This is a genomic window from Arthrobacter sp. J156 (genome assembly GCF_056172865.1).
On sequence record NZ_CM149650.1, the window covers coordinates 1,568,467 to 1,590,219 of the forward strand.

The window sequence follows — 21,753 nt, forward strand, 5'->3', positions numbered from 1 at the left end:
GTCCCTCTTTCCTAGAGAAGCTTCTGCTCGGCGAGGAAGTCGACCAGCTTCACGCCGGCGTCGCCCTGGTCGGTGATGATGGTGCCGGCCTGGCGGGCGGGGCGCGCGTCGGCCGTGGAGACCTGCGTCCAGGATCCGGCGGAGCCGACCTGCCCGGCCGTCAGCCCGAGGTCGGCCAGGGACAGCACAGCGGTCTTCTTCTTCTTGGCGCCGATGATGCCCTTGAAGTTCGGGTAGCGGGGCTCGTCGTACTGGTCCGTGACCGAGACGAGCGCCGGCAGCGGGGCGCTGAGCGTCTGCGAGGCGGTGTCGCCGTCGCGGCGGCCGGTGACCGCGGCGCCATCGAGCTCCACCGAGGAGAGCAGGGTGAGCTGCGGAAGGCCGAGGCGCTCGGCGAGCTGGGAGGGCACGAGCGAGGTCTCGCCGTCGGTGGAGGACATGCCCGTGACGATCAGGTCGAAGCCGCCGAGGTGGCGCACGGCGGCGGCCAGCGCGAGCGAGGTCGCGGCGGCGTCGGAACCGGCGAGCGCGGGGTCGGTGACGTGCACGCCGTCGCTGGCCCCCATCTGCAGGCACTTCTTGACGGCGTTGGCGGCCGCCTCGGGGCCCATGGTCAGGGCCGTGACGGTGTTGCCGGCCTTCGCCCCTCCGCGGGCCTCGGTCAGCTGGAGTGCGGCTTCCACCGCGTACTCATCGAGTTCGGACAGGATGCTGTCCGACCTGTCCGTGGTGTTTCCCGGACCGTCCAGGCGACGCTCGAACTGGGCGTCGGGGACGTACTTGACCAGGACCAGGACCTTCAGCGGCGCGTTTGCCTCGCTCATTGCTGCCTTTCCTCTTCAACGGATGGGCCGGTGGCGGCCGACACCATGCTATCCGCACCGCGTTCAGTGAGCGGTCATTAACCGAAGTGCGCGTCACGTGACGGGTCCGGGGCCTCGTATGACGCGTCCGCGGCGGCGTGTGACGCGGCACGGGCGGCCGCCGCCGGGGACGGCGGGTGCGGGGCCGAAGGGGTGGACGACGGCGGGGCCGGGGCTGCGTGCCCCGGCCCCGCCGTCCGCGCGCGTACGGCGCGCCGCTGGCCGCTCAGCCGGCGGGCGTCTGCCCGACGACGACGTCGGCCTCCTGCTCCTGCCCGCCGCGGGTGAAGCGCACGGTCGCCGTGTCGCCGGCCGCGTACTCGCGCACGACGGCCGTCAGCGAGTTGCTGTCCTCCACGACCCGGTCCCCCACTCCGGTGATCACGTCGCCCGGGCGCAGGCCGGCATCCGCGGCCGGCGAGCCCTCGGTGACCTCGCGCACGGCGGCGCCGACGCTGAAGGAGGTCTGGGAGTTCCCCGTGTCCGCCGGCTGGGCGCTGACGGTGACGCCGAGGAGCCCGTGGGTCGCCTTGCCCTCGTTGATGAGGTCCTGGGCGATCCGCTGGGCGTAGTCGATCGGGATGGCGAAGCCCACGCCGATGCTTCCGCTGTCGGAACCGGAGGACGAGGAACCGGAGGAGGCGATCGCCACATTGACGCCGATGATGTTGCCCTCGACATCGACGAGCGCGCCGCCGGAGTTGCCGTGGTTGATGGCCGCGTCGGTCTGGATCACGTTGATGTAGATCGAGCCGGTGCCGCTGCTCTGCTGTTGGCCCTCGCCGGGGAACTGGAAGTTGAACTGGTCGCCGCCGTCCCCGCCCTCTTCGGCGCCGGTGCTCTCGGGAACGGCCGAGGAGGCGACGGAGATGGTGCGGTTCAGCTTGGAGACGATCCCGTCGGTGACGGTCCCACTCAGGCCCAGCGGAGCGCCGATCGCGATGGCCGTGTCGCCGACGTTGAGCGCGGAGGACGAGCCCAGGCTCGCGGGCGTGAGGCCCTCGGCGTCGATCTTGATGACGGCGAGGTCGGAGAGCGGATCGGTGCCGACGATGCTCGCGCTGTGGACCTTGCCGTCGGCCGTGCGGACGGCGACATCCGGCGAGGCCGTGGCCCCTCCGAGCGTCACGACGTGCGTGTTGGTCAGGATGTGCCCGTCGTCGTCCAGGATGATCCCCGAACCGGAGCCGCCCTGGCTGCCGTCGGAGACCTCGATCGTCACGACGCTCGGCGTGGCCTTGGCCGCCGCGGCGGTGACGGCCGTGACGTTCTCGGGGTTGTTGATGACCACGGCCTCGCCGTTGGCGGCGGCCGTCGCGGCGGCCTGGACCTGGCCGCCGGCGAGGAGGTAGTTGGCGCCGACCGCGGAGCCGCCCCCGACGAGGGCCGCGGCCAGCATCCCGGCGATCAGCACGGGCGCCCCGAAGCGCTTGGGCTCCTTGCGGCGCGGCGTTCCCGAGCCGGTCTCCGCCGGGGCGGCGTAGCCCTCGTAGCCCGCCGCCTGGTACCCGCCCTGGGACGGAGCGTACTGCGAGCTGCCGTAGCCCGCACCGGCCGCCGGGGCGCCGTAGGGGCTTCCGTAGCCGGACGTCGAGGGCAGGGGCCGCGTGGCGTTCCAGCTCGAGGAGGCATCGGCCGATCCGTCGGCGTCGGTCCCCGCCTCGCCGCGTACCGCGTTCGGGACCGACGGCGCCTGCGGGGGCACGGCGGGCCGCGGAGGGACGCTCCGTGCACCGGGGGCCTCCTGGGGGTTCTGGTGCTCGTGTCCTGCCTGGCTGGGATCGCTCATCGTGGGGTCCTTTCTCACGTCCTTGGGAACAACTATGGCAAGCGGGACTGTGTTCCCCGAAAGCTTTGCCTGAGCGCTCCCTGTGAGCCCGCCGGACGCGCCGCGGGCTTTCGCTGTCGGCGCATCCCGGCTGTTGGACGCCCCGTTGCTCCAACCATAGAATCAAGGTCGACGGCCCCGGCCGGCCCGCGGGCCCGACGGATCATGGTCCGGAACGACGCAGGGCCGTCCTCGATGCTGAAGGGTGATCCATGCGTTTTCCAGCCAGGCGGATCGCGGCGGCGGCTGCCGCCGGACTGCTGTCCCTGTTCCTCCTCGCCGCCCCCGCGGCCGCCGAACCGCCGGTCACCATCCCCCCGGGCCAGTTCGTCGTCGACGCCGTCGACGCCCTCGGGAGCGAGGCGGACCGCGTCGACGACGCCGTCTCCCAGCTCCGCTCGGACACCGGACGCGGGCTCTTCGTGGTCTACATCGACGAGTTCGAGGATCCCGCCGACGCCTCGGAGTGGGCCGTCGAAGTGGCCGAGGCGAAGGGCCTCGGCACCAACGACTCGATCCTCGTGCTGGCCACGGAGGCGCGCCAGGGCATCCTCTTCTCCCACGCCTCCGGGGACATCGCCGCCTACGACGACGAGGTCTTCCGGGACTTCGTGGCCCCCGAGCTCGGCGGCTCGACCCTCGCATCCGACGACTGGGCGAACGCCGCGGTCGGCGCCGCCGAGGGCATCGCCGCGGCGGACGCGGGCACGCTGTCCGGATCCGCCACGGGCAACGGCTCCAGCGCTCCGGCCGACGGCTCCGGCTCCTCGGCCGCGCCCTGGATCATCGGCGGCGTGGTCGTGGCCGGCGGCGCCACCGCCTGGGCCCTGTCCCGCCGGAGGAAGCTGCCCGCGACCGGCCCCGCCCAGGGGCCCCAGGCGGGACCGGACGGGCGCGTCGTCGACCCGCTCGCGGGCCTCTCCATCCCCGAGCTCCGCCAGCGCGCCGGCGGCCTCCTGATCGCGGCGGACGACGCGATCCGCTCGAGCGAACAGGAGGTCGGCTTCGCCCTGGCCCAGTACGGCGAGGAGTCCGTGAAGCCCTTCGTCGAGGACATCGCGGCCGCGAAGGGGCACCTGAACGAGTCCTTCAAGCTCCAGCAGCAGCTCGACGACCACATTCCGGACACCGAGGAACAGCAGCGCACCTGGCTCGGGGACATCATCCGGCGCTGCGAGGCCGTCAACGAGACCCTCGAGGAGCACCGGGCGGACTTCGACTCCCTCCGTGAGCTGGAACGCAAGGCCCCCGAGGCCGTGGCCTCCCTCCAGGAAGAGGCACCCCGGCTGCGCGGCCGCCTCGCCGGCGCCCGCGATGAGCTCGAACGACTCTCCGCCCGCTACGCGGACTCCGCGCTGGCCCAGGTGCGCGACAACATCGAGCAGGCCACGGAGCGGCTCGACTTCGTCGACACTGCCGTGGCGACGGCCGAGGAGAAGCTCGGCGACCAGGCCGCGAGCGAGGCCGCGGTCGCCGTGCGGGCCGGCGAGGAGGGGCTGCACCAGGCCACGGTCCTGCTCGACGCGATCGGCTCCACGGCCGAGGAGCTCGCCCAGGCGGCCACGGAGCTCGAGTCGGCGGTCGCACGGACCGCCCAAGACCTCGCGCAGGCCCGGGCCATGGTCGCGTCGGGGCGCAGCCCCGAGCTGGCCGGGCCCGTGGCCGCGGTCGAGCAATCCCTGGCCCGGGTCAAGGCCGCGCGCGAGGCCGGCCGCACCGATCCCGTCGAGCTGCTGCTGGCCGTCGAGGCGGCGCACGCGCAACTGGACGCCCCGCTGGGTACCATCCGCGATCAGGCGGAACAGGCACGGCGTGCGGCCGAGCAGCTGCAGGCGGCCGTGCGCAATGCCCAGTTCAAGATCCAGGGCACCAACGACTACATCCGCGCGCGCCGCGGCGGTGTGCGCTCCACGGCGCGCACACGCCTCGCCGAGGCCCAGCGCAATCTCGACGAGGCGCTGCGGATCGGCTCCCAGGACCCGGTCTCCGCGCTGCAGTACGCGAACCAGGCCGGCTACCTCGCCGACCAGGCCGCCCGTGAGGCGGAGAACGACGTCAACGGCTTCGGCTCCGGCGGCGGGTTCGGCGGCGGGTTCGGCGGCGGGCAGGGCGGTTTCGGCGGAGGCATGAGCGGGGCGATCCTCGGCGGCATCCTCATCGATTCGATCCTCCGCGGGGGCTCCAGCGGCGGAGGCGGCCACTCCGGCGGCGTCTTCGGCGGTGGGGGCTTCGGCGGTTTCGGCGGGGGCGGCGGGGGCGGAGGCTTCGGCGGCGGCTTCGGCGGAGGCGGCGGCTTCGGAGGCGGCCACTCCGGCGGAGGCGGTAACTTCTGAGCCCCGGCGCTCGTCGTCCCCGGCGACGGGCACAACACGACAGACCAGCAGGACCCATCAAGATCAAGCAGGACAAGTGGAAGGTGACACCGTGGTAAAGCAGTCGATTTTTGGACGCATCGCCCAGCTGGCCAAGGCCAACATCAACGCCATGCTGGACTCGGCGGAGGACCCGCAGAAGATGCTGGACCAGATGGTCCGTGACTACACGAACAACATCGCGGAGGCGGAGACCGCCGTCGCGCAGACCATCGGCAACCTGCGCATGCTCCAGCAGGACTACCGCGAGGACCAGGAGAATGCGCGCGACTGGGGCAACAAGGCCCTGGCCGCCTCCCGCAAGGCCGACGAGTTCCGCGGCGCCGGCGACGACGCCAACGCCGCGAAGTTCGACAACCTCGCCAAGGTCGCCATCCAGCGCCAGATGCAGTCCGAGCGCGAGGCCAGGGGCGCCGAGCCGACGATCGCCTCCCAGGAGGAGATCGTCGCCAAGCTCAAGTCGGGGCTCGACGGCATGAAGGGCAAGCGCCAGGAACTGGTCTCCAAGCGGGACGAACTCGTGGCGCGCGCCAAGTCCGCCCAGGCGCAGACCCAGGTCCACGACGCCATCAAGAGCATCGACATCCTGGACCCCACGTCGGAGGTCTCCCGCTTCGAGGAGAAGATCCGCCGTGAGGAAGCCCGCGTCATCGGCCAGAACGAGCTGGCCGCCTCGAGCCTCGACGCCCAGTTCGAGTCCCTCGAGGACCTCGGCGAGCAGAGCGAGGTCGAGGCCCGGCTTGCCGCTCTGAAGGCCGGGGCCTCCCCCGCCACCCTCGAGGGCGCCGCCGACGAGGCCTCCGGCACCTCCTACCACGGCGCCTGATCCGCGCGGGGTCCGGCACCGGCGTCGTACCGGTCCGGACCCCGCCGCGGCCGTTCCGGGCATGAAGAAGGGCCCCGATCCAGTGGATCGGGGCCCTTCGCGTGGTTGCGGGGACAGGATTTGAACCTGTGACCTCCGGGTTATGAGCCCGGCGAGCTACCGAACTGCTCCACCCCGCGGCGCGAGATACAACTCTACGCGCTCCCGTCCGGGACGCCAAATCGGGTGCCCGGGGCAAGCGGCAGCGGCCTCGTCAGTGGCGGCGCTCGGCGATCATCCGCCCCACGATGAGCCGCATGATCTCGTTGCTTCCCTCCAGGATCTGGTGCACGCGCAGGTCGCGCACGATCTTCTCGATCCCGTATTCCGCCAGGTAGCCGTAGCCGCCGAGCAGCTGCAGGGCGCCGTTGGCCACGTCGAAACCCGCGTCGGTCGCGACGCGCTTGGCCATGGCGCACCAGCGCACGGCGTCGGGGTCGCCGTCGTCGAGCGCTCCGGCCGCCCGCCATAGCAGCGTGCGCGCCGCCTCCAGCTGCGTCTCCAGGTCGGCCAGTCGGAACAGCACCGACTGCTGCTCGATGAGCGGCCGCCCGAACGCCTCGCGGTCCCGTACGTGGGCTATGGCGGCGTCAAGGGCGGCCTGTCCCCCGCCGAGCGAGCACGCACCGATGTTGAGCCGGCCGCCGTTGAGTCCCTTCATGGCGATCGGGAAGCCCTGTCCCTCGGAGCCGAGCCGGTCCCGGGCCGCCACGCGGACGCCGTTGAGCACGACTTGCCGGGTCGGCTGCGCGTTCCAGCCCATCTTGCGCTCGGGCGGGCCGAACGAGAGCCCCTCGCTCGCCCCGTCGACGAGGAACGCGCTGATCCCGTGGCTGCCCGTGTCGGCGGTGCGGGCCATGACGAGGTAGCAGGAGGCGGCGCCTGCCCCGGAGATGAACTGCTTGGTGCCCGTGATCTCGTAGCCCCCGTCCCCGGTGGGCCGGGCCCGGGTGGTGAGGGATCCGGCGTCGGACCCCGCCCCGGGCTCCGTCAGGCAGTAGCTGGCCAGCTCGCCCATCCCCGCGAGCCGGGGCAGCCAGTCCTCCCGCTGCGCGTCGTCGCCGAAGGCGTCGATCATCCACACGACCATGTTGTGGATGGAGATGTAGGCGGCGATCGTGGGGCAGGCCTTGGAGAGCTCCTCGAAGACCCGGACGGCGTCCAGCCGCCCCAGCCCCGCTCCGCCGTGCTCCTCGGGGACGTAGATCGCCCCCATGCCCAGCCCGCCGGCGGCCTCGAGGACGTCGATCGGGAAGTGGTGCCCGCGGTCCCAGGCCGCGGCGTGCGGGGCGATGCGCTCCCGCGCGAAGTCCCGGACCATCTCGAGGATGGCCTGCTGCTCGTCGTCGAGCTGGAACACGGGACCCTCCTGGTCGCTAGCGGCTGACCTTGCCCATGAGCGAGGCGATCGGGGCCAGCAGGACCGGCCGGGACAGGAACCACGCGGCGGCCATCGCCACGACGGAGCCCGCGAAGAACCAGAAGCCGATCCATGTGCCGTCGTCACGCGCCCCGTACATGTGGTTCAGGTTCCGCACGGCGCCGGTGGAGAGCACGAGCGCCACGTGGGTGATGACGAAGAAGACGAAGTACAACATGACGGGGAAGTGCACGGCGCGGGCCAGCTCCACCGGGTAGGCCTTGTTCACGGCGGCCTTCTTGGGCCAGGCCTCGGACATCCGCAGTCCCGTGATGATGGCCAGGGGGGCCGCGACGAAGACCGTGAGGAAGTAGGTGAGCAGCTGGAGGCTGTTGTAGTTCACCCAGCCGTCCTCGACGGGCCAGTCGAGGGAGAGGTACTGCAGCCCGGCCGAGACGGCGTTCGGAAAGACCTCCCAGCTCGTGGGGACGATCCGCATCCAGTGCCCGGTGGCGAACAGCAGCACGATGAACACGAAGCCGTTGAGCACCCAGAGGGCGTCGAGGGTCAGGTGGAACCACAGGTTGATGCTGATCCGCTTGGGCGGGTTCCTGGTCTTCACCAGGCCCTTGTTGTTGCGCGTCCAGTGGGCCGGCGGCCGCTGCTGGGTACGCACCTGCCAGCCGCTGCGGATGATCAACAGGATGAAGAAGGCGTTGAGGAAGTGCTGCCAGGACATCCAGACGGGGATCCCGGTCGGTGCCGCGGCCGGAAGCTCGGTGTGCCCCGGGTAGCGGGCGAGGAACTCCTGGACGCCCTCGAGGCCGACGAGCCAGCGCGCCGCGAGGACGCCGAGGCCCAGCAGCACGAGCCCTCCTCCGGCGAGCCAGGCGAAGCGGAGCCAGCCGCGCGCTCCCGCGCGGGCGTCCTTGGAGGCGGTGGACTTCACGGAGGCTCCCTCTCTTGATGCTGGGTACGGGCACCACGATACTAGGCATTGCTAGCATCTAGTAGGACTTCAGAGTAAATCCCGGGACGGCTCTGCCGCCCGGGTCCGGCGCCCGGCCGCACCCGGGCAGCGTACGAGCGGAAGGACACCGCCATGGCCCGCAGGGAACCGCTCCCCATGGATCCCATCGCCGAGGCGAAGCGGCAGTGGATCGAGCACGGCTGGGAGGACGCGGCCGACGGCATGGTCGCGATCGCCTCGATCATGCGCACCCAACAGCTCATGCTCGCCCGGGTGGAGGCGGCCCTGAAGGAGTTCGGCCTCTCGTTCGCCCGCTACGAGCTGCTGCGCCTGCTCAGCTTCACACGCGACGGCGCGCTGCCGATGGCGAGCGCGAGCGCGCGCCTGCAGGTCCACCCCACGAGCACGACGAACACCGTGGACCGGCTCGAGCGGGACGGCCTCGCGCGCCGCGACGCGCACCCCACGGACGGCCGCGCGACCCTCGTGGTCGTGACCGAGCGCGGGCGGGACGTCGTCACGCAGGCCACCCAGCGGCTCAACGAGCACGTCTTCGGCGATCCGGGGATCCCCAGCGGCGAGCTCGGCCAGCTCGTGCGCATCCTCGCCGGCTTCCGTCGCCGCTCCGGCGACTTCGCGGATCCCCCGAGTCCCCCCGAGCCCCTGTAGGACGGGCACATGCGGAAGGCCCCCGGTCTGGTGTCCCAGACCGGGGGCCTTCCTTCTCGTTGCGGGGACAGGATTTGAACCTGTGACCTCCGGGTTATGAGCCCGGCGAGCTACCGAACTGCTCCACCCCGCGGCGTGAAGTCCCTACTCTGTCACGTCGCGGGGCGGAGATCAAATCGGCTAGCCCTCGCCCTCGGCCGGGGCGTCCTCGGCCGGCTCCCCGCCGTCCTGGCCCTCCGCGCCCTCGGCCTCCTCGGGGGCCACGGCGGGCTCGCCCGTGATCTCGGCCTCGGCGTCGATCGCGGCGCGCAGGGCTGCCTGGAGCTTGGCCTGCTCCGCGCCGTAGGCGGCGAAGTCGCCCTCCGCGAGCGCGGTCTGTCCGGCCTGGATGGCGTTGCTTGCGGCCGCGAGGGCGGCCTTGAGGCGCTGCTCCGCCGTCGTGCTCGGCGTCTCACCGCCCTCACCCGGCTCCTCGCCCGTGCCCGGGGCGTCGCCCTCGCCGGTCACGGCGCCCGAGGATCCCTCGAAGAGCTGGTCCAGCGCCTCGGAGAGCGTGTCGGCGAAGCCGACCTTGTCACCGAAGGAGACCAGCACCTTGCGCAGCGTCGGGTAGGCCGTCTGGCCCGTCGACTGGACGTACACCGGCTGGACGTGCAGGATGCCGCCGCCGACCGGCAGCGAGAGCAGGTTGCCGTTGATGACGGTCGAGGCGCCCTGGCGGAGCAGGTTCAGCTGGGTCGACACGTTGGTGTTCGAGTCGAAGTTCTGCTGTGCCTGGCCCGGCCCGGGGACCACCGTGGAGCGCGGAAGCTCGAGGAGCCGCAGCGTGCCGTAGCCCTCGGCCTTGACGCCGGCCTCGCCGGTCCCGGCATCCGCCTCGGCGGAGAGGAAGCCGTAGAGCACGTTGCGCTGCTGGCCGCCCGTGCCGGTCTGCGGGATGAAGGTGGACGTCAGGGAGAACGTCTCGGCCTCCTGGTCCGGCATCTTCAGGGACAGGTAGTACGGGGGCTGCTTCACGTTGCCCTCGGAGCGCGTCGGATCGTTCGGGACGATCCAGGCGTCGTTGGCCTCGTAGAAGTTGTCCGCGTCCGTGACGTGGTATCGGCCCAGGAGCTGGCGCTGGACCTTGAACAGGTCCTCCGGGTAGCGCACGTGGCTCATGAGCTCGGCGCTCATCTCGGTGAAGGGCTTGATCGTGGTCGGGAAGACCTTGGTCCACGCCTGCAGGAGCGGCTCGTCCGGCTCCCACGCGTAGAGGTCCACCGAGCCGTCGTAGGCGTCGACCGTGGCCTTGACCGAGTTGCGGATGTAGTTCACCTGGCCCGTGAGGCTCGTGGCGCGGTTGGCGCCCGTGAGCGAGTCGGTGACCGCGGACTCGAGCTGCTGCTGCGTGGAGTACGGGTAGTTGGCGTTCGTCGTGTAGGCGTCCACGATCCACTTCACGCGCCCGTCGATGATGGCCGGGTAGGCGTTGGAGTCGACCGTCAGGTACGGGGCGACCTTCTCGACGCGCTCCTTCGGATTGCGGTCGTAGAGGATCTCCGACTCGGCGTTGATCGCGTCGGAGAGCAGGAGGTCGGTCGAGCCGAACTTGAGCGCGTAGACGAGCTTGTTGAAGAAATTGCCGACGTTCGGGCCGCCGCCGCCCGTGAAGGTGTAGCGCGTGTCCTGGCCCTCTTCCTCGCCCTGCGGCCGGTCGAGCTCGCGGGGCTGCCAGTCCTCCGGGCCGCCGACGATCGAGTACTCCGGGGAGTACTCGCCGAAGTAGATGCGCGGCTCGTAGTCGTCGTCGCTCGCCAGGTCGCCGCGGGTCGGGATGTCCTCGAGCATGAACGCGGGACGCCCGCCGGAGGCCACCTTGGCACCGTAGGCGGCGACCAGGCCGTAGCCGTGGGTGTAGGTGATGTGCTGGTTGACCCACGAGTCGGTGGGATCGACGTTGACCTCGCGGACCGCGATCACGGTGTCCTCGACCTTGCCGTCGATCTCGTAGCGGTCGACGTTCAGGGTGGGCGCGAACCGGTAGTAGGTGCGGAACTGCTGCAGCTGCGCGAAGGCGTCGGAGACGAGGTTCGGGTCCAGCAGACGGATGTTCGTCGTCGTGGCGCTGTCCTGCGCGAGGGCGTTCTGCGCCGTGTCCGTCGTGGCGTTGTAGTTGGTCGACTCCACGGCGTCGAGGCCGTAGGCCTTGCGCGTCATCTCGATGTTGTCGCGGATGTACTGCTGCTCGAGCGACTTCTCCGAGGGCACGACCTGGTACTGCTGGACGATGAACGGGTAGATGCCGCCGGCGACGAGGGCCGTGACGATCAGCATCGCGGTGCCGACGATCGGGAGCTTCCAGCGGCCCAGGATGGCGCCGAGGACGAACAGCACGGCCACGAGCACGGCGGCCACGGCGAGGATCGTCTTGGTCGGGATGACCGCGTTGACGTCCGTGTACAGGGCGCCGGCGACGCGGCCGTCCTGGTTCAGCAGGGTCGAGTACCGGTCCAGGAAGTAGTTGCCGGCCTGCAGCAGCAGGAACACGGCGGCGGCGACGCAGATGTGGATGCGGGCGGCCTTGGAGACGACGACGCCGCCGCGCTCCTCGATCCGGATGCCCCCGTAGAGGTAGTGCATCAGGACGCCGGCGATGCCGGCGATGAGCACCACGGAGACGAGGTATCCCAGGAGGAGGCCGAGGAACGGCAGGGTGTTCATGTAGAAGGACAGGTCCAGTCCGAACCGCGGATCGGCCTCGCCGTAGGGCACCTGGTTGAAGAAGAGCAGGACCTGCTGCCACTGGCCGGTCACGGCCGTTGCGGCGAAGGCGCCGATCACCACGGGGATGCCGATCATCAGCAGGCGGCGGATGGGCTCGAGCTGCGACTGGTAGCGGTGCAGGCTGTCCTGGATCTGCGTGTCCGGTGCGTAGACCGGACGGGAACGGAACGCCAGGGTCAGGCTCGTCCAGATCGCGGCCGCCATCAGCACGAAGGCGATCGCGAAGATGGCCGCCTTGGTGAGGTTCTGCTTCCAGAACACTTCCGAGAACCCGAGCTGGTTGTACCAGAGGACGTCGGCGTAGATGTTCGCGAAGAAGACGAACGCCGCCACGAGGAGGCCGATGATCACCACCGTGGGCATGAGCGCGGAAGGCCTGCGCGGGGGCCCTTGCTGGGGCGGGGCTCCCCCGCCGGCTGGCTCGCCGGGCCCTTGCGGGCGTCCGCCGAATGGACTGTCAGCGCCAAAACTCACTGTATGAACCTCATCCTCGGGGTATGGTTCTGCACCGCCGACGGCTTGAGGGCGGTTTGCGTACCATTCTGCCTTGTGTACGACGACGGGGGCGAACCGCGGGTTCCCGGGTTCCGGGATCGAAAGCCGATCGTGACCTGACGGTCAGCCGCAGGCGGGCAGCGAGGCCGGGTCCTCCCCCGCGGCGACGTGCTCGAGCGCGGCGCGCGCGTCGTCGAGCGTCTCGACCTTGACGACGGAAAGCCCGTCCGGGATGCGGCCGAGGACCTCTTCGCAGTTCCCCGCCGGGGCGAGGAACAGCTCGGCCCCGTTGTCGCGGGCCCCGACGAGCTTCTGCGCGATCCCTCCAATGGGGCCGACGGCGCCCGCGGCGTCGATGGTCCCGGTGCCGGCCACGTGCCTCCCGCCGGCGAGCTCGCCGGGGGTGAGCGTGTCGATGAGCCCGAGGGAGAACATGAGGCCCGCGCTCGGCCCGCCGACGTTGGTCAGCGTGAAGTCGACGTCGAACGGGAAGTCGTAGGCGGTGTCGAGGAAGACGCCGAGGAGGCGCTGGCCCTCGGGCGAGGCCGCGGTGACGACCTCGACCTCGAGCTCCTCGCCGTCCCGCTCGAGCCCGAGCATGCTGGGGGCGTCGCCGGCGTCCTGAAGCCGCTCGCGCAGCATGGTCGCGTCGGCGATCCGCTCCCCGTTGACCGTGCGCAGGACGTCGCCCTGCTGCAGGATCCCGGCATTGGTGGCGGTGGCGAGCTCCGCGACCGAGATGGTCTGCCCGTACTCGATCCCGAGGCTGCCGAGGGCGGCGGCGACCGAGGTCTGCTGGGAGGAGTCCATCTGCGCGGTGTTCTGCTCGGTGATCTGCTCGTCGGTCGTGCCCCGCGGGTAGACGGTCTCCTCCGGGTAGACGTCCTGCGCCGGGTCGACCCAGCCCTGGAGCACCTGGAAGAACGGGATGCGGCGGTCGGCCCCGCCCCGGACGTAGACCGTGGTCAGGTCCAGGGGCCCCTCCGGCTGGAACGACTCGCGGCCGCTGACGCGGATGACGGGCTCGCCGTCGACGATCCCGACCGTGTTGATCGCCGGTCCGGGCGACTCGACGACGAACGGGCTCGGCAGCGCCATGGCGCCGAAGCCCGTCACGAGGGCGACGGCCGTCGACCCGATGAGGGCCCGCTGGATGCGCGTCCTGCGGACGGCGTCGGCCGCCGGCCGGTGGGATCCCCCGGCTCCCGCGGGGCCTCCCGCGTCCGCGGGATCGGCGGGCCCGCCGAGCTGATGCTGCGTCACGTTCAGGTGTCCCTTCTGCCTCGGGCCCCGTGGCCCCTCCGGCGCGGCCGTTCGGCCTCCCCTAGGCTACTCGCTGCCGAGCGGGATCGGCTTTGCCCACAGCGAACCGACGGCGATTTCCATGGGTCTCCCGGGGTGGCCGGGGGTACCGTGGTCGCATGGCTGAGAACCCCCCGAACCCCCGTCCCGACGGCTCCGACGACCCCGAGGAGCCGGGACGCCAGGATCCGTTCGCCGAGATGCTCTCCGGCCTCTTCGGGGGCCAGCTGCCCGCCGGCTTCGACCCGAAGGACCTCCCCGAGGGCCTCGGCGCCGCGATGGGGATGCCCAACGACCCCGAGGCGATGCAGGCGATGTTCCGCCAGGTGCAGGCCATGATGGGCGCCATGGCCACGGGCGACGGCGGCCCGGTGAACTGGAAGCTGGCCCGGGATTCCGCGCGCCAGGCGACCGCGGGCTCCGACCCGGCCGTCAGCCCGGCCCGCGCCGGCGCCGTCGGGGACGCCGGGCGGCTGGCCGAGCTGTGGCTGGACCAGGCCACGTCGTTCACCTCGCCCGCCTCCGGCTTCACCGCGCTGTCCCGGGCCGAGTGGGTCGAGAAGACGATGGACACGTGGAAGACCCTGACCGAGCCGGTGGCCGTCAGCGTCGCCGGCGCCATCAGCCAGGCGATGCGGGAGCAGATGCCCGAGGAGCTCAAGCCGATGCTCGGCGGGGCGCAGGGCATGTTCCAGAACCTCGGCGGGGCCATGTTCGGCCTGCAGCTGGGAACGGCCGTCGGCGGACTGGCCAAGGACGTCCTCGGCTCGAGCGACATCGGCCTGCCGCTGGCGGGCCCCGCACCCGCGCTCGTGCCCGTCAATGTCGCCGCGTTCGGCGAGGGGCTCGACGTCCCCGAACAGGAGGTCCTCCTGTTCGCGGCGCTGCGCGAGGCCGCGCATACGCGCCTCTTCGCCCGCGTGCCGTGGCTGCGCGCGCACGTCCTCGGCGCGATCGGGGACTACGCCCGCGGCATCCACATCGACCTGTCGAAGATCGAGGAGGCCGTGCGCGACATCGATCCGTCCAACCCCGAGTCGCTGCAGGGCGCGGTGACCGAGGGGCTCTTCACGCCGCAGCGCACGGGAGCGCAGGACGCCGCGCTGGCGAAGCTGGAGACGGCGCTGGCCCTCATCGAGGGCTGGGTCGACGAGGTCGTCGCGGCCGCCTCCTCCAACCTTCCCTCCGCCGCGGCACTGCGGGAGACCGTCCGCAGGCGCCGGGCCACGGGCGGCCCCGCCGAGCAGGCCTTCGCCTCGCTCGTGGGGCTCGAGCTGCGGCCCCGCCGGCTGCGCGACGCCGCGGCGTTCTGGGCCCAGGTTCTCGCCGACCGCGGCATCGAGGGCCGGGACGCCGTGTGGGAGCACCCCGACCTCATGCCCACGGCCGAGGACCTCGACGACCCCGCCGGCTTCGGCGGCCGCCGCGCCCTCGTGGACGCGGGCGACGCGGAGCTCGACGAGGCCCTGAACCGGCTCCTGTCCGGCGGCTACGACACGCCCGCCGCGGACGACGCCGGGGCCGCGTCCGGTCCCGGGGAACCGGACGAGGACGGTCAGGACGACGACCCGTCCGGAGCGGGCGAGGACACCGAAGGCCGCTAGACCCGCCCAAGCCGTTGCCCGGCGCCGGTCGGCGGCGGGCCCGGTGCCTCGGTCCCGGGCCCGGCGGCTCCCCGCCGCGAGGCGAGGCGCAGCGGAGGTGCGGGGCTACGCGAGGGGCCCGGCCCCGCCGTCGTCCGGGTCCCCGCCGTCCAGCGGGTCCGCTCCGCTGTCCGCCGGCCCACCGCCCGCGGCGAGCCGCGTGCCGAAACCGACGCCCGCGAGGAACGCCTTCGCCTCGGCCAGGCGCGGGTAGCGCTTCTCCAGGGTCCGGAACGCGGGTCCGTGCCCGCCCGGAGCCACGAGGTGGGCGAGCTCGTGGTGGAGCACGTAGTCGAGCACCCAGTCCGGAATCTCCTGCAAACGGTGGGAGATCCGGATCGTGCCGTCCGCCGGCGTGGCCGAGCCCCAGCGGGAGTTCTGGTTCGTGACCCAGCGGACGGAGAGGGGGCGCGCCCGCCCCTCGAGCAGCTCGGCGCTCAGCCGGGCGGCGCGGCGCATCAGCTCCTCGTCGTTGCGGCCCGAGGCCCGGCCCCGGCGGCGGTCGCGCCCGGCCTTCAGCCGCCCCACCATCTCCTCGATCCAGTGTTCCTCCTGCGCGCGGCTCAGGTGCGCGGGAACGGAGACGACGGCCTCGGCGCCCTTCCACGCCGCAGACACGGTCTTGCGGCGCCGGGCCGAGCGGACGACGCGGACGCGGAGCCCGTCGTCGAGCACGAGCACGCGCTCACCGGGTTGCAAGGGCATGGGGTCTCCTGATCTGTCGTCGCGGTCCCACTCTCCCGCGAAAGGCTGTGGATAGCCCGTTCCGGGGCCTTGGCGCGTGCCACGATGGCTAGTCCCGGCGGGCATCGCCGGCGAGACACCAGGAGGCCATCATGCGCATCAATCCCGGATTACGGGTGATCAGCCTAGCCGACGGTTCCGTCTGCATCGGGGCCACGGCCGGCGGGCTGTGGATAGACGGGCTCGACGCCCGCGACAAGGCGTTCATCGACGCCCTCGCGTCGCCCGCGGGCGCCCCGGCGGACGGACCCGGCACCGCCCCGAGGGGTTCCTCGTCCGGCGGATCCGGCGCGGACGCCCTCCCGGACGCCGAGCGGCGGGGCGAGCTCCTGGCGATCCTCGAACCGGTCCTCGTCGCGGACGCCGCGTACCGGATCCCCGGGGTCCGCGCGTCCCGGCTCGCCCCCGACATCGCGCAATGGTCCGCGGCCTACGGGCTGCACGCGGGCCCGCTCGTCGAACGGCGGATGCGCGCCGTGGTCCGCATCCACGGGCTCGACCGCTGCGGCCAGACCGTGGCCGTGCTCCTCGCGGCGGCCGGGATCGGATCCCTCCAGCTCTGCGACCCCCGGCCCGTCGAGGCAGGCGACCTCGGCGCCGGACCGCTGCGCCTCGCCGACCTCGGCCTGGAGCGGCCCCGCGCCCTGGCCCGGCACCTGGGCCGGCACTGGCCGCATGCCTCCCTGTCGACGTGGGAACCGGGAACGGGAGGGACCACCCAGGAGGCGGACGCCGTCGTCGCCGTCGGATCGCCGTGGCTCGACGAGGACCTCGCCGCGTACCTCGCCGCCACCGACGTGCCCCACTTGCGCGTCGCGTGCGGCGAGGCGGGATCCGGCGTCGGGCCGCTCGTCGTCCCCGGGGCCACGCCGTGCCTGGACTGCGCGGCGGACGCCGGCTTGCCCGCCGCGGTGCCGCGGACGGCCACGTGCGCCGGTCCTACCGAGGTCTCGCTCGCGGCGGCCGCCGCGGGCCTGGCCGTCCAGCAGATCCTGATGCTCGTCGACGGCGTCCAGGTTCCCGCCGCGGCCGGTGCCGTCCTGGAGCTGGACCTGGCGACGGGCGGCGTCGGAACGCGGGCCGTGGCCGCCCGGCCCGGCTGCCTGTGCCTGCTGAGGGCCGCGTAGGCTCCGCGCCTCAGGCGCCGGGCGCCCCCGCCGAGAGGATGTCCAGGACATCGCGTCCGTAGCGCTCGAGCTTGCCCGCCCCGACGCCGGGGACCTTGACCAGGCCGGCGGGATCGCTCGGCATGGCCTCGGCGATGGCCATCAGCGTGGCGTCGGTGAAGACGACGAACGCCGGGACGGCCGCCTCCTGCGAGACCTTCAGCCGCCAGGCCCGCAGCTCCTCGAACACGGCCTCGTCGTACCCGGGCGGGCAGCCGTTGCAGCGGCCGAGCTTGCGCTCCGCCGCCGACATGAGCATGGTGCCGCAGATCCGGCACGTCGCCGGCCCGGACGGGCGCTTGCGGCCGGAACGGCGGGCCGGCGCGTCCCCCGTGCGGCTCGAGGACGCGGGGCGCAGCCCGTCCAGGAAGCGCGAGGGGCGCCGGTTGGCGCGGCCGCCCGGGGTCCGGGACAGCGACCAGCTCAGCTGCAGGTGCTCGCGGGCACGCGTGATGCCCACGTAGAGCAGGCGGCGCTCCTCGTCGAAGCCCGCCTGGTCCTCGGCGAAGGAGATCGGCATGAGCCCCTCGCTCAGGCCCACGAGGAACACGGCGTCCCATTCCAGGCCCTTGGCGGAGTGGAGCGAGGCGAGGGTGACGCCCTGGACCGTCGGGGCGTGCTGCGTCGAGGCGCGCTCGTCGAGCTCGGCCACGAACTCCGCCAGGGTGAACGGCGTCTCGCGGCCCGCGCGGGAGCGCTCGAGCTCCCCGGCGAGCGCCACGAGGGCCGAGAGCGACTCCCAGCGCTCGCGCACGGCGCCCGAACCCGACGGCGGCTCGGCGGTGTAGCCGAGCGAGGCCAGGATGTCGCGGCACTGCTGCGGGACCGGGTCGTCCGACTCGACCCGCGCCGCGGCGCGCAGCTGCAGGACCGCGTCGCGGACCTCGCGGCGCTGGAAGAACCGCTCGCCGCCGCGCAGCTGGTAGCCGATCCCGGCGGCGGAGAGCGCCTGCTCGTAGGACTCGGACTGGCCGTTCGTGCGGAACAGGACGGCGATCTCGGCCGGCCGCACGCCGTCGTCGATGAGCGCGCGGATCCGGCCGGCGACGTGGGCCGCCTCCGCCTCGTCGTCGGTGCACTCGGTGAACGCCGGCTCGGGGCCGGCCGGGCGCTGGGCGATGAGCTCGAGCGGCTGCGGCCAGGCCACGCCCTGCCCGGGGATCCCCGGTTCGGGGCGTCGTGACGCGAGGAGGCGGTTGGCCAGGTGCACGACCTGCGGGGTGGAGCGGTAGTCGCGGACGAGCTTGACCACGGGGGCGCCCGGGTGGCGTTCGGTGAATTTCAGGAGGTGCGACGGCGTGGCCCCGGTGAACGAGTAGATCGTCTGGCTTGCGTCGCCGACCACGCACAGCTCGCCGCGACCGCCGAGCCACAGGTCCAGGAGGCGCTGCTGCAGGGGAGAGACGTCCTGGTACTCGTCGACGACGAAGTGCCGGTACTGTCCGCGGACCGCCGCGGCGACCTTCTCGTCCTCGTCGAGGATCCCCACGGTGAGCAGCAGGACGTCCTCGAAGTCGATCAGGTTCCGGTCCGTCTTGACGTCCTCGTAGGACTGGAAGAGGCGGGAGACCGTCGTCAGGTCGAGCCCCGCCGGCTGGCCGCGGCCGGCTGCCGCGGCGAGGTAGCTCTCCGGCGTGTGCATCGAGACCTTGGCCCACTCGACCTCGGCGGCGAGGTCGCGCAGCGCCGCCCGGTCGGTGGAGATGCGCAGGCGGCGGGCGGCCTCGGCGAGCAGCTGGGCCTTGTGGTCCACGATGGCCGGCAGCTGCCCGCCGATGGCCTGCGGCCAGAAGAACTGCAGCTGGCGCAGCGCCGCGGCGTGGAAGGTGCGCGCCTGGACGCCGCCGGCGCCGAGGTCGCGCAGGCGGGTCCGCATCTCGCTCGCGGCGCGCGCGGTGAACGTCACGGCGAGGACCTGGTTGGGCCGGTAGGCCTGCGTGTGGACGCCGTAGGCGATCCGGTGGGTGATGGCCCGGGTCTTGCCCGTCCCCGCGCCGGCGAGGACGCACAGCGGGCCGTTCAGCGTCGTGGCGACCTGGCGCTGTTCGTCGTCCAGTCCGTCCAGGATGGTCTCTTCGAGGCTCGTCATGGGCTTCAGTTCTCCAGTCGCCGCGGCTCGGGCAGCGGGCCGCCGTACCAGTGCTCGACGAGGGCGCGGGCGATCGAGGCCCCCGCGGGCACGGAGACCGCCCCGTCGAGCACGGCGGCCGCCAGCTCCCGGCGCGTGAACCAGCGCAGCTCGATGATCTCCTCGCCGTCCGGGACCGTGTGCGTGGAGTCGGCGCGGGCCGTGAAGCCGAGCATGAGCGAGGCGGGGAAGGGCCACGGCTGCGAGCCCAGGTAGCGCGGCTCTCGAACGGTGATCCCGGCCTCCTCGCGGACCTCGCGGACCACGGCCGCCTCGAGCGACTCGCCCGGTTCCACGAATCCTGCCAGGGTCGAGAACCGCTGCCCGCCCCATTGGGCGTTGGCGCCGAGGAGGAGGCGGTCGGCGTCGTCGGTGATGGACACGATGACGGCCGGGTCGGTGCGCGGGAAGTGCTCCGATCCGTCGGCCGGGCATTGCCGCACCCAGCCGCTCTGCACGACCTCCGTCGGTGCACCGCAGCGCGGGCAGTGGGTGTGGGAGGCGTGCCAGTTGGCGATCGCCACGGCCTCGACGAAGAGCCCGGCGTCCCCGGCCCCGAGACCCGCCGCGACGTCGCGCAGGCCGAGCCATTCGGCGTCGTGCAGCCCGGAAGGGACCCCGGCATGGTCCGCGAGGACGAGCTCCTGCCCCGCCCTGCGTCCGAGGTAGACGAGGTGCCGCGCCCCCTCGGCGGCCCCGGTGCCGGAGAGGACCAGGCGCCCGTCCGCCACGGCGGCGCGGCCGTTGACCAGGACGAGGACCGCCGTGTCCGATCCGGACAGGACGGCGGGCAGCCAGCCGGGATCGGCCCGCCGCTCGCACCCGCGGTCCACCGTGGTGCGCGCCAGCGGCAGCTCCCCCAATGGCACGGCGGCGTGCGCGCCGGCGGCTCCCGCGGGCGCGTCGGACGGCGCCGCGGACGGCGCGGGGGCTGGGACGGGGGCGTTCGGTCCGGCCGCGGGGAAAGTCATACCTCCTACCGTACTGACCGGCACCGCCGCCCGCACACGCGGAGGTGCGGGTGTGGACCGCGGCCGGTGGTGAAACCGCTGTTCCCGCGACTCGCCGCACGGCACCACGGCGGCGGCGCCCCGCACCGCATACGGTGGAAGACGTGAAACGCTCTCCCATGGAACTCGCCGCCATCGCCACGGCCGCGGTGCCCGGACTGGCGCCGGTCGGCGTCGCGGGCCTCGCCGACGACGCCGACGACTTCGATTCGGCGGTCATCGTCGACGGGCAGCAGAACCGCTGGCGCGTGCGTTCCCCGCGCCACGACGAGGCGAGCATGCGGCTCGAGACCGAGCTCGCCGCCCTGCGTTCCTTCACGCCCGGCGTGCGCGCGGCCCTGCCCTTCCGCCTGCCTTCGGTGGCCGGGACCGTGAGCCAGGGGCGCTTGCGCACGTTCGTCTACAACCATGTCGACGGCGCCGCGCTGGAGCTGGAGGACCTCGTCTCCAGCGGCGGGCGGACCGCAGCGGACGTCGGCCGCACCCTCGCGGCGATCCATTCGCTGCCCCAGGACGTCGTGGACCGGGCGGACCTGCCGGTCTACTCGGCGAACGAGTTCCGCCAGCGGCGCCTGAACGAGCTCGACCAGGCCGCGACGACGGGCAGGATCCCGGCGCGCCTCCTGCGCCGCTGGGAACACGCCCTGGAGGACGTGGCCCTGTGGCGCTTCAATCCGACCGTGGTCCACGGGGACCTGCACGAGGAGAACCTCCTGCTCGTCGAGGGCCGGGTCAGCGCCGTGACCGGCTGGACGGATCTGCACATCGGGGACCCCGCCGACGACTTTGCCTGGCTCGCGGCCGCGCACGAGCAGTCCTTCGCCGACGCCGTGCTCGAGTCCTACACCGCGCAGCGCGGGGACAAGGCCGATCCGCACCTCATGCGCCGGGCGGCACTGGCCGCCGAGTTCGCCCTGGCCCAGTGGCTGGCCAAGGGCCTCGCCCTCGAGGACGCGGAGCGGATCCAGGAGGCCGAGGACATGCTCCGCGAGCTGGACGAGGACATCGCGGAATTCGGCGGCCAGCCCATCAGCATTGTCGAGCCCCCGCGCTACGACGTCGGGGCGGACGCCTCGGCGGACGGTGCCCTGGCCGGTGCCGAGGCCGGCGCTGCACCCATCGGAGGAGACGACGCCGGGGCCGGCGCCGTCTCCGCGGGCCGCGCCGGTGCGCCAGACGCCGACGGGAACGCGCCGGCCCCGGACGTTGCCGCTGACGCCGGCGCGGACGACGCGGAAGAGGACCGCGCTGGCGGTCCTGCCGCCGGCCCCCACGAGGACACGGACGGCGACGCCGGATCCAGCGCGGACGTGGTCCTCGGCGACGGCGACGAGGACGCGGCCGTCATCATCTCCCGGCCCGGCGCGACGGGCGGCGCGGCCGGCCCGGACGGCGGGCCGGAACACGAACCCGCGGAGCACGACCAGGTCGACGTCCCGGCGGAGGACGAGGCGGCGGGCGGTCAGCCCGCGGACGACGAGGAGGTCGCGGACCAGGCCGTCGCGCCGACCGAGGCCCCGACGTCGGCCCTGCCCGCCATCGACCCGGACGGCCGCACCCTCCGCTAGCCTC

Annotated in this window: 15 protein-coding genes and 2 tRNA genes; 6 read left to right on the top strand and 11 right to left on the bottom strand. The window is 72.8% G+C overall.

The window, feature by feature from the left end; translation table 11 throughout:
• Nucleotides 1-11 precede the first annotated feature (11 nt).
• On the bottom strand, nucleotides 12-824 hold the full coding sequence (locus AC0QR5_RS07195) for an electron transfer flavoprotein subunit beta/FixA family protein (RefSeq protein WP_329860282.1): 813 nt from the start codon (nucleotides 822-824) through the stop codon (nucleotides 12-14).
• 265 nt (nucleotides 825-1,089) lie between these two features.
• The gene (locus AC0QR5_RS07200) at nucleotides 1,090-2,652 is read right to left on the bottom strand and encodes a S1C family serine protease (protein WP_329860283.1); all 1,563 of its coding nucleotides are present in this window, start codon (nucleotides 2,650-2,652) and stop codon (nucleotides 1,090-1,092) included.
• A 251-nt stretch (nucleotides 2,653-2,903) separates the two neighbouring features.
• On the opposite strand from AC0QR5_RS07200, the gene AC0QR5_RS07205 reads away from it, so the two are divergent.
• Nucleotides 2,904-5,024: a TPM domain-containing protein gene (locus AC0QR5_RS07205; RefSeq protein ID WP_329860284.1), complete on the top strand. Its 2,121-nt coding sequence runs from the start codon at nucleotides 2,904-2,906 to the stop codon at nucleotides 5,022-5,024.
• Between the two features lie 91 nt (nucleotides 5,025-5,115).
• Nucleotides 5,116-5,889 (top strand): PspA/IM30 family protein, encoded by a 774-nt coding sequence (locus tag AC0QR5_RS07210; RefSeq protein ID WP_329860285.1) that lies wholly within the window; start codon nucleotides 5,116-5,118, stop codon nucleotides 5,887-5,889.
• Between the two features lie 102 nt (nucleotides 5,890-5,991).
• Here AC0QR5_RS07210 and AC0QR5_RS07215 read toward each other — a convergent pair.
• The 3 genes from AC0QR5_RS07215 to AC0QR5_RS07225 all read right to left on the bottom strand — a co-directional run bounded on the left by AC0QR5_RS07215 (nucleotide 5,992) and on the right by AC0QR5_RS07225 (nucleotide 8,237).
• Nucleotides 5,992-6,068, bottom strand: a tRNA-Met gene (locus tag AC0QR5_RS07215).
• A 74-nt stretch (nucleotides 6,069-6,142) separates the two neighbouring features.
• Nucleotides 6,143-7,288: an acyl-CoA dehydrogenase family protein gene (locus AC0QR5_RS07220; protein WP_329860287.1), complete on the bottom strand. Its 1,146-nt coding sequence runs from the start codon at nucleotides 7,286-7,288 to the stop codon at nucleotides 6,143-6,145.
• A 16-nt stretch (nucleotides 7,289-7,304) separates the two neighbouring features.
• Entirely contained in the window at nucleotides 7,305-8,237 is a 933-nt protein-coding gene (locus AC0QR5_RS07225) for a cytochrome b/b6 domain-containing protein (protein ID WP_329860289.1), read from the bottom strand.
• A gap of 153 nt (nucleotides 8,238-8,390) precedes the next feature.
• Here AC0QR5_RS07225 and AC0QR5_RS07230 point away from each other — a divergent pair, with 153 nt between their 5' ends.
• Nucleotides 8,391-8,927, top strand: coding sequence for a MarR family winged helix-turn-helix transcriptional regulator (locus tag AC0QR5_RS07230; protein ID WP_329860291.1), 537 nt, complete (start codon nucleotides 8,391-8,393; stop codon nucleotides 8,925-8,927).
• A 59-nt stretch (nucleotides 8,928-8,986) separates the two neighbouring features.
• Here AC0QR5_RS07230 and AC0QR5_RS07235 read toward each other — a convergent pair.
• The 3 genes from AC0QR5_RS07235 to AC0QR5_RS07245 form a co-directional block, all read right to left on the bottom strand.
• Nucleotides 8,987-9,060: transfer RNA gene (locus tag AC0QR5_RS07235), tRNA-Met, on the bottom strand.
• A 47-nt stretch (nucleotides 9,061-9,107) separates the two neighbouring features.
• Nucleotides 9,108-12,056, bottom strand: a complete 2,949-nt coding sequence (locus AC0QR5_RS07240) for a UPF0182 family membrane protein (RefSeq protein ID WP_329860292.1) — start codon at nucleotides 12,054-12,056, stop codon at nucleotides 9,108-9,110.
• A 255-nt stretch (nucleotides 12,057-12,311) separates the two neighbouring features.
• Nucleotides 12,312-13,451 carry a YlbL family protein gene (locus AC0QR5_RS07245; RefSeq protein WP_329860294.1) on the bottom strand — a complete coding sequence of 380 codons (1,140 nt, stop codon included), beginning with the start codon at nucleotides 13,449-13,451 and terminating at the stop codon, nucleotides 12,312-12,314.
• A gap of 158 nt (nucleotides 13,452-13,609) precedes the next feature.
• On the opposite strand from AC0QR5_RS07245, the gene AC0QR5_RS07250 reads away from it, so the two are divergent.
• Nucleotides 13,610-15,094, top strand: a complete 1,485-nt coding sequence (locus AC0QR5_RS07250) for a zinc-dependent metalloprotease (RefSeq protein WP_329860296.1) — start codon at nucleotides 13,610-13,612, stop codon at nucleotides 15,092-15,094.
• A gap of 105 nt (nucleotides 15,095-15,199) precedes the next feature.
• On the opposite strand, the gene AC0QR5_RS07255 is transcribed toward AC0QR5_RS07250, so the two are convergent.
• Nucleotides 15,200-15,838: a M48 metallopeptidase family protein gene (locus tag AC0QR5_RS07255; protein ID WP_329860297.1), complete on the bottom strand. Its 639-nt coding sequence runs from the start codon at nucleotides 15,836-15,838 to the stop codon at nucleotides 15,200-15,202.
• A gap of 155 nt (nucleotides 15,839-15,993) precedes the next feature.
• On the opposite strand from AC0QR5_RS07255, the gene AC0QR5_RS07260 reads away from it, so the two are divergent.
• Nucleotides 15,994-17,004 (top strand): ThiF family adenylyltransferase, encoded by a 1,011-nt coding sequence (locus AC0QR5_RS07260; protein ID WP_475372506.1) that lies wholly within the window; start codon nucleotides 15,994-15,996, stop codon nucleotides 17,002-17,004.
• 10 nt (nucleotides 17,005-17,014) lie between these two features.
• Here AC0QR5_RS07260 and AC0QR5_RS07265 read toward each other — a convergent pair whose 3' ends face one another.
• A complete protein-coding gene (locus AC0QR5_RS07265; RefSeq protein ID WP_329860299.1) occupies nucleotides 17,015-19,132 on the bottom strand; it encodes an ATP-dependent DNA helicase UvrD2 in 2,118 nt (705 codons plus the stop codon).
• Nucleotides 19,133-19,137: 5 nt separating this feature from the next.
• Entirely contained in the window at nucleotides 19,138-20,142 is a 1,005-nt protein-coding gene (gene nudC / locus AC0QR5_RS07270; RefSeq protein WP_329860301.1) for an NAD(+) diphosphatase, read from the bottom strand.
• A gap of 143 nt (nucleotides 20,143-20,285) precedes the next feature.
• On the opposite strand from nudC, the gene AC0QR5_RS07275 reads away from it, so the two are divergent.
• Nucleotides 20,286-21,749: a phosphotransferase gene (locus AC0QR5_RS07275; RefSeq protein ID WP_329860302.1), complete on the top strand. Its 1,464-nt coding sequence runs from the start codon at nucleotides 20,286-20,288 to the stop codon at nucleotides 21,747-21,749.
• Nucleotides 21,750-21,753: the final 4 nt, after the last annotated feature.

Excerpts from the sequence above, each read along its gene's own strand:
- nudC (WP_329860301.1), bottom strand. The coding sequence starts at position 20,142 with ATGACTTTCCCCGCGGCCGGACCGAACGCCCCCGTCCCAGCCCCCGCG.
- AC0QR5_RS07195 (WP_329860282.1), bottom strand. The coding sequence starts at position 824 with ATGAGCGAGGCAAACGCGCCGCTGAAGGTCCTGGTCCTGGTCAAGTAC.
- AC0QR5_RS07230 (WP_329860291.1), top strand. The coding sequence starts at position 8,391 with ATGGCCCGCAGGGAACCGCTCCCCATGGATCCCATCGCCGAGGCGAAG.
- AC0QR5_RS07250 (WP_329860296.1), top strand. The coding sequence starts at position 13,610 with ATGGCTGAGAACCCCCCGAACCCCCGTCCCGACGGCTCCGACGACCCC.
- AC0QR5_RS07240 (WP_329860292.1), bottom strand. The coding sequence starts at position 12,056 with ATGCCCACGGTGGTGATCATCGGCCTCCTCGTGGCGGCGTTCGTCTTC.
- AC0QR5_RS07255 (WP_329860297.1), bottom strand. The coding sequence starts at position 15,838 with ATGCCCTTGCAACCCGGTGAGCGCGTGCTCGTGCTCGACGACGGGCTC.
- AC0QR5_RS07205 (WP_329860284.1), top strand. The coding sequence starts at position 2,904 with ATGCGTTTTCCAGCCAGGCGGATCGCGGCGGCGGCTGCCGCCGGACTG.
- AC0QR5_RS07265 (WP_329860299.1), bottom strand. The coding sequence starts at position 19,132 with ATGACGAGCCTCGAAGAGACCATCCTGGACGGACTGGACGACGAACAG.
- AC0QR5_RS07200 (WP_329860283.1), bottom strand. The coding sequence starts at position 2,652 with ATGAGCGATCCCAGCCAGGCAGGACACGAGCACCAGAACCCCCAGGAG.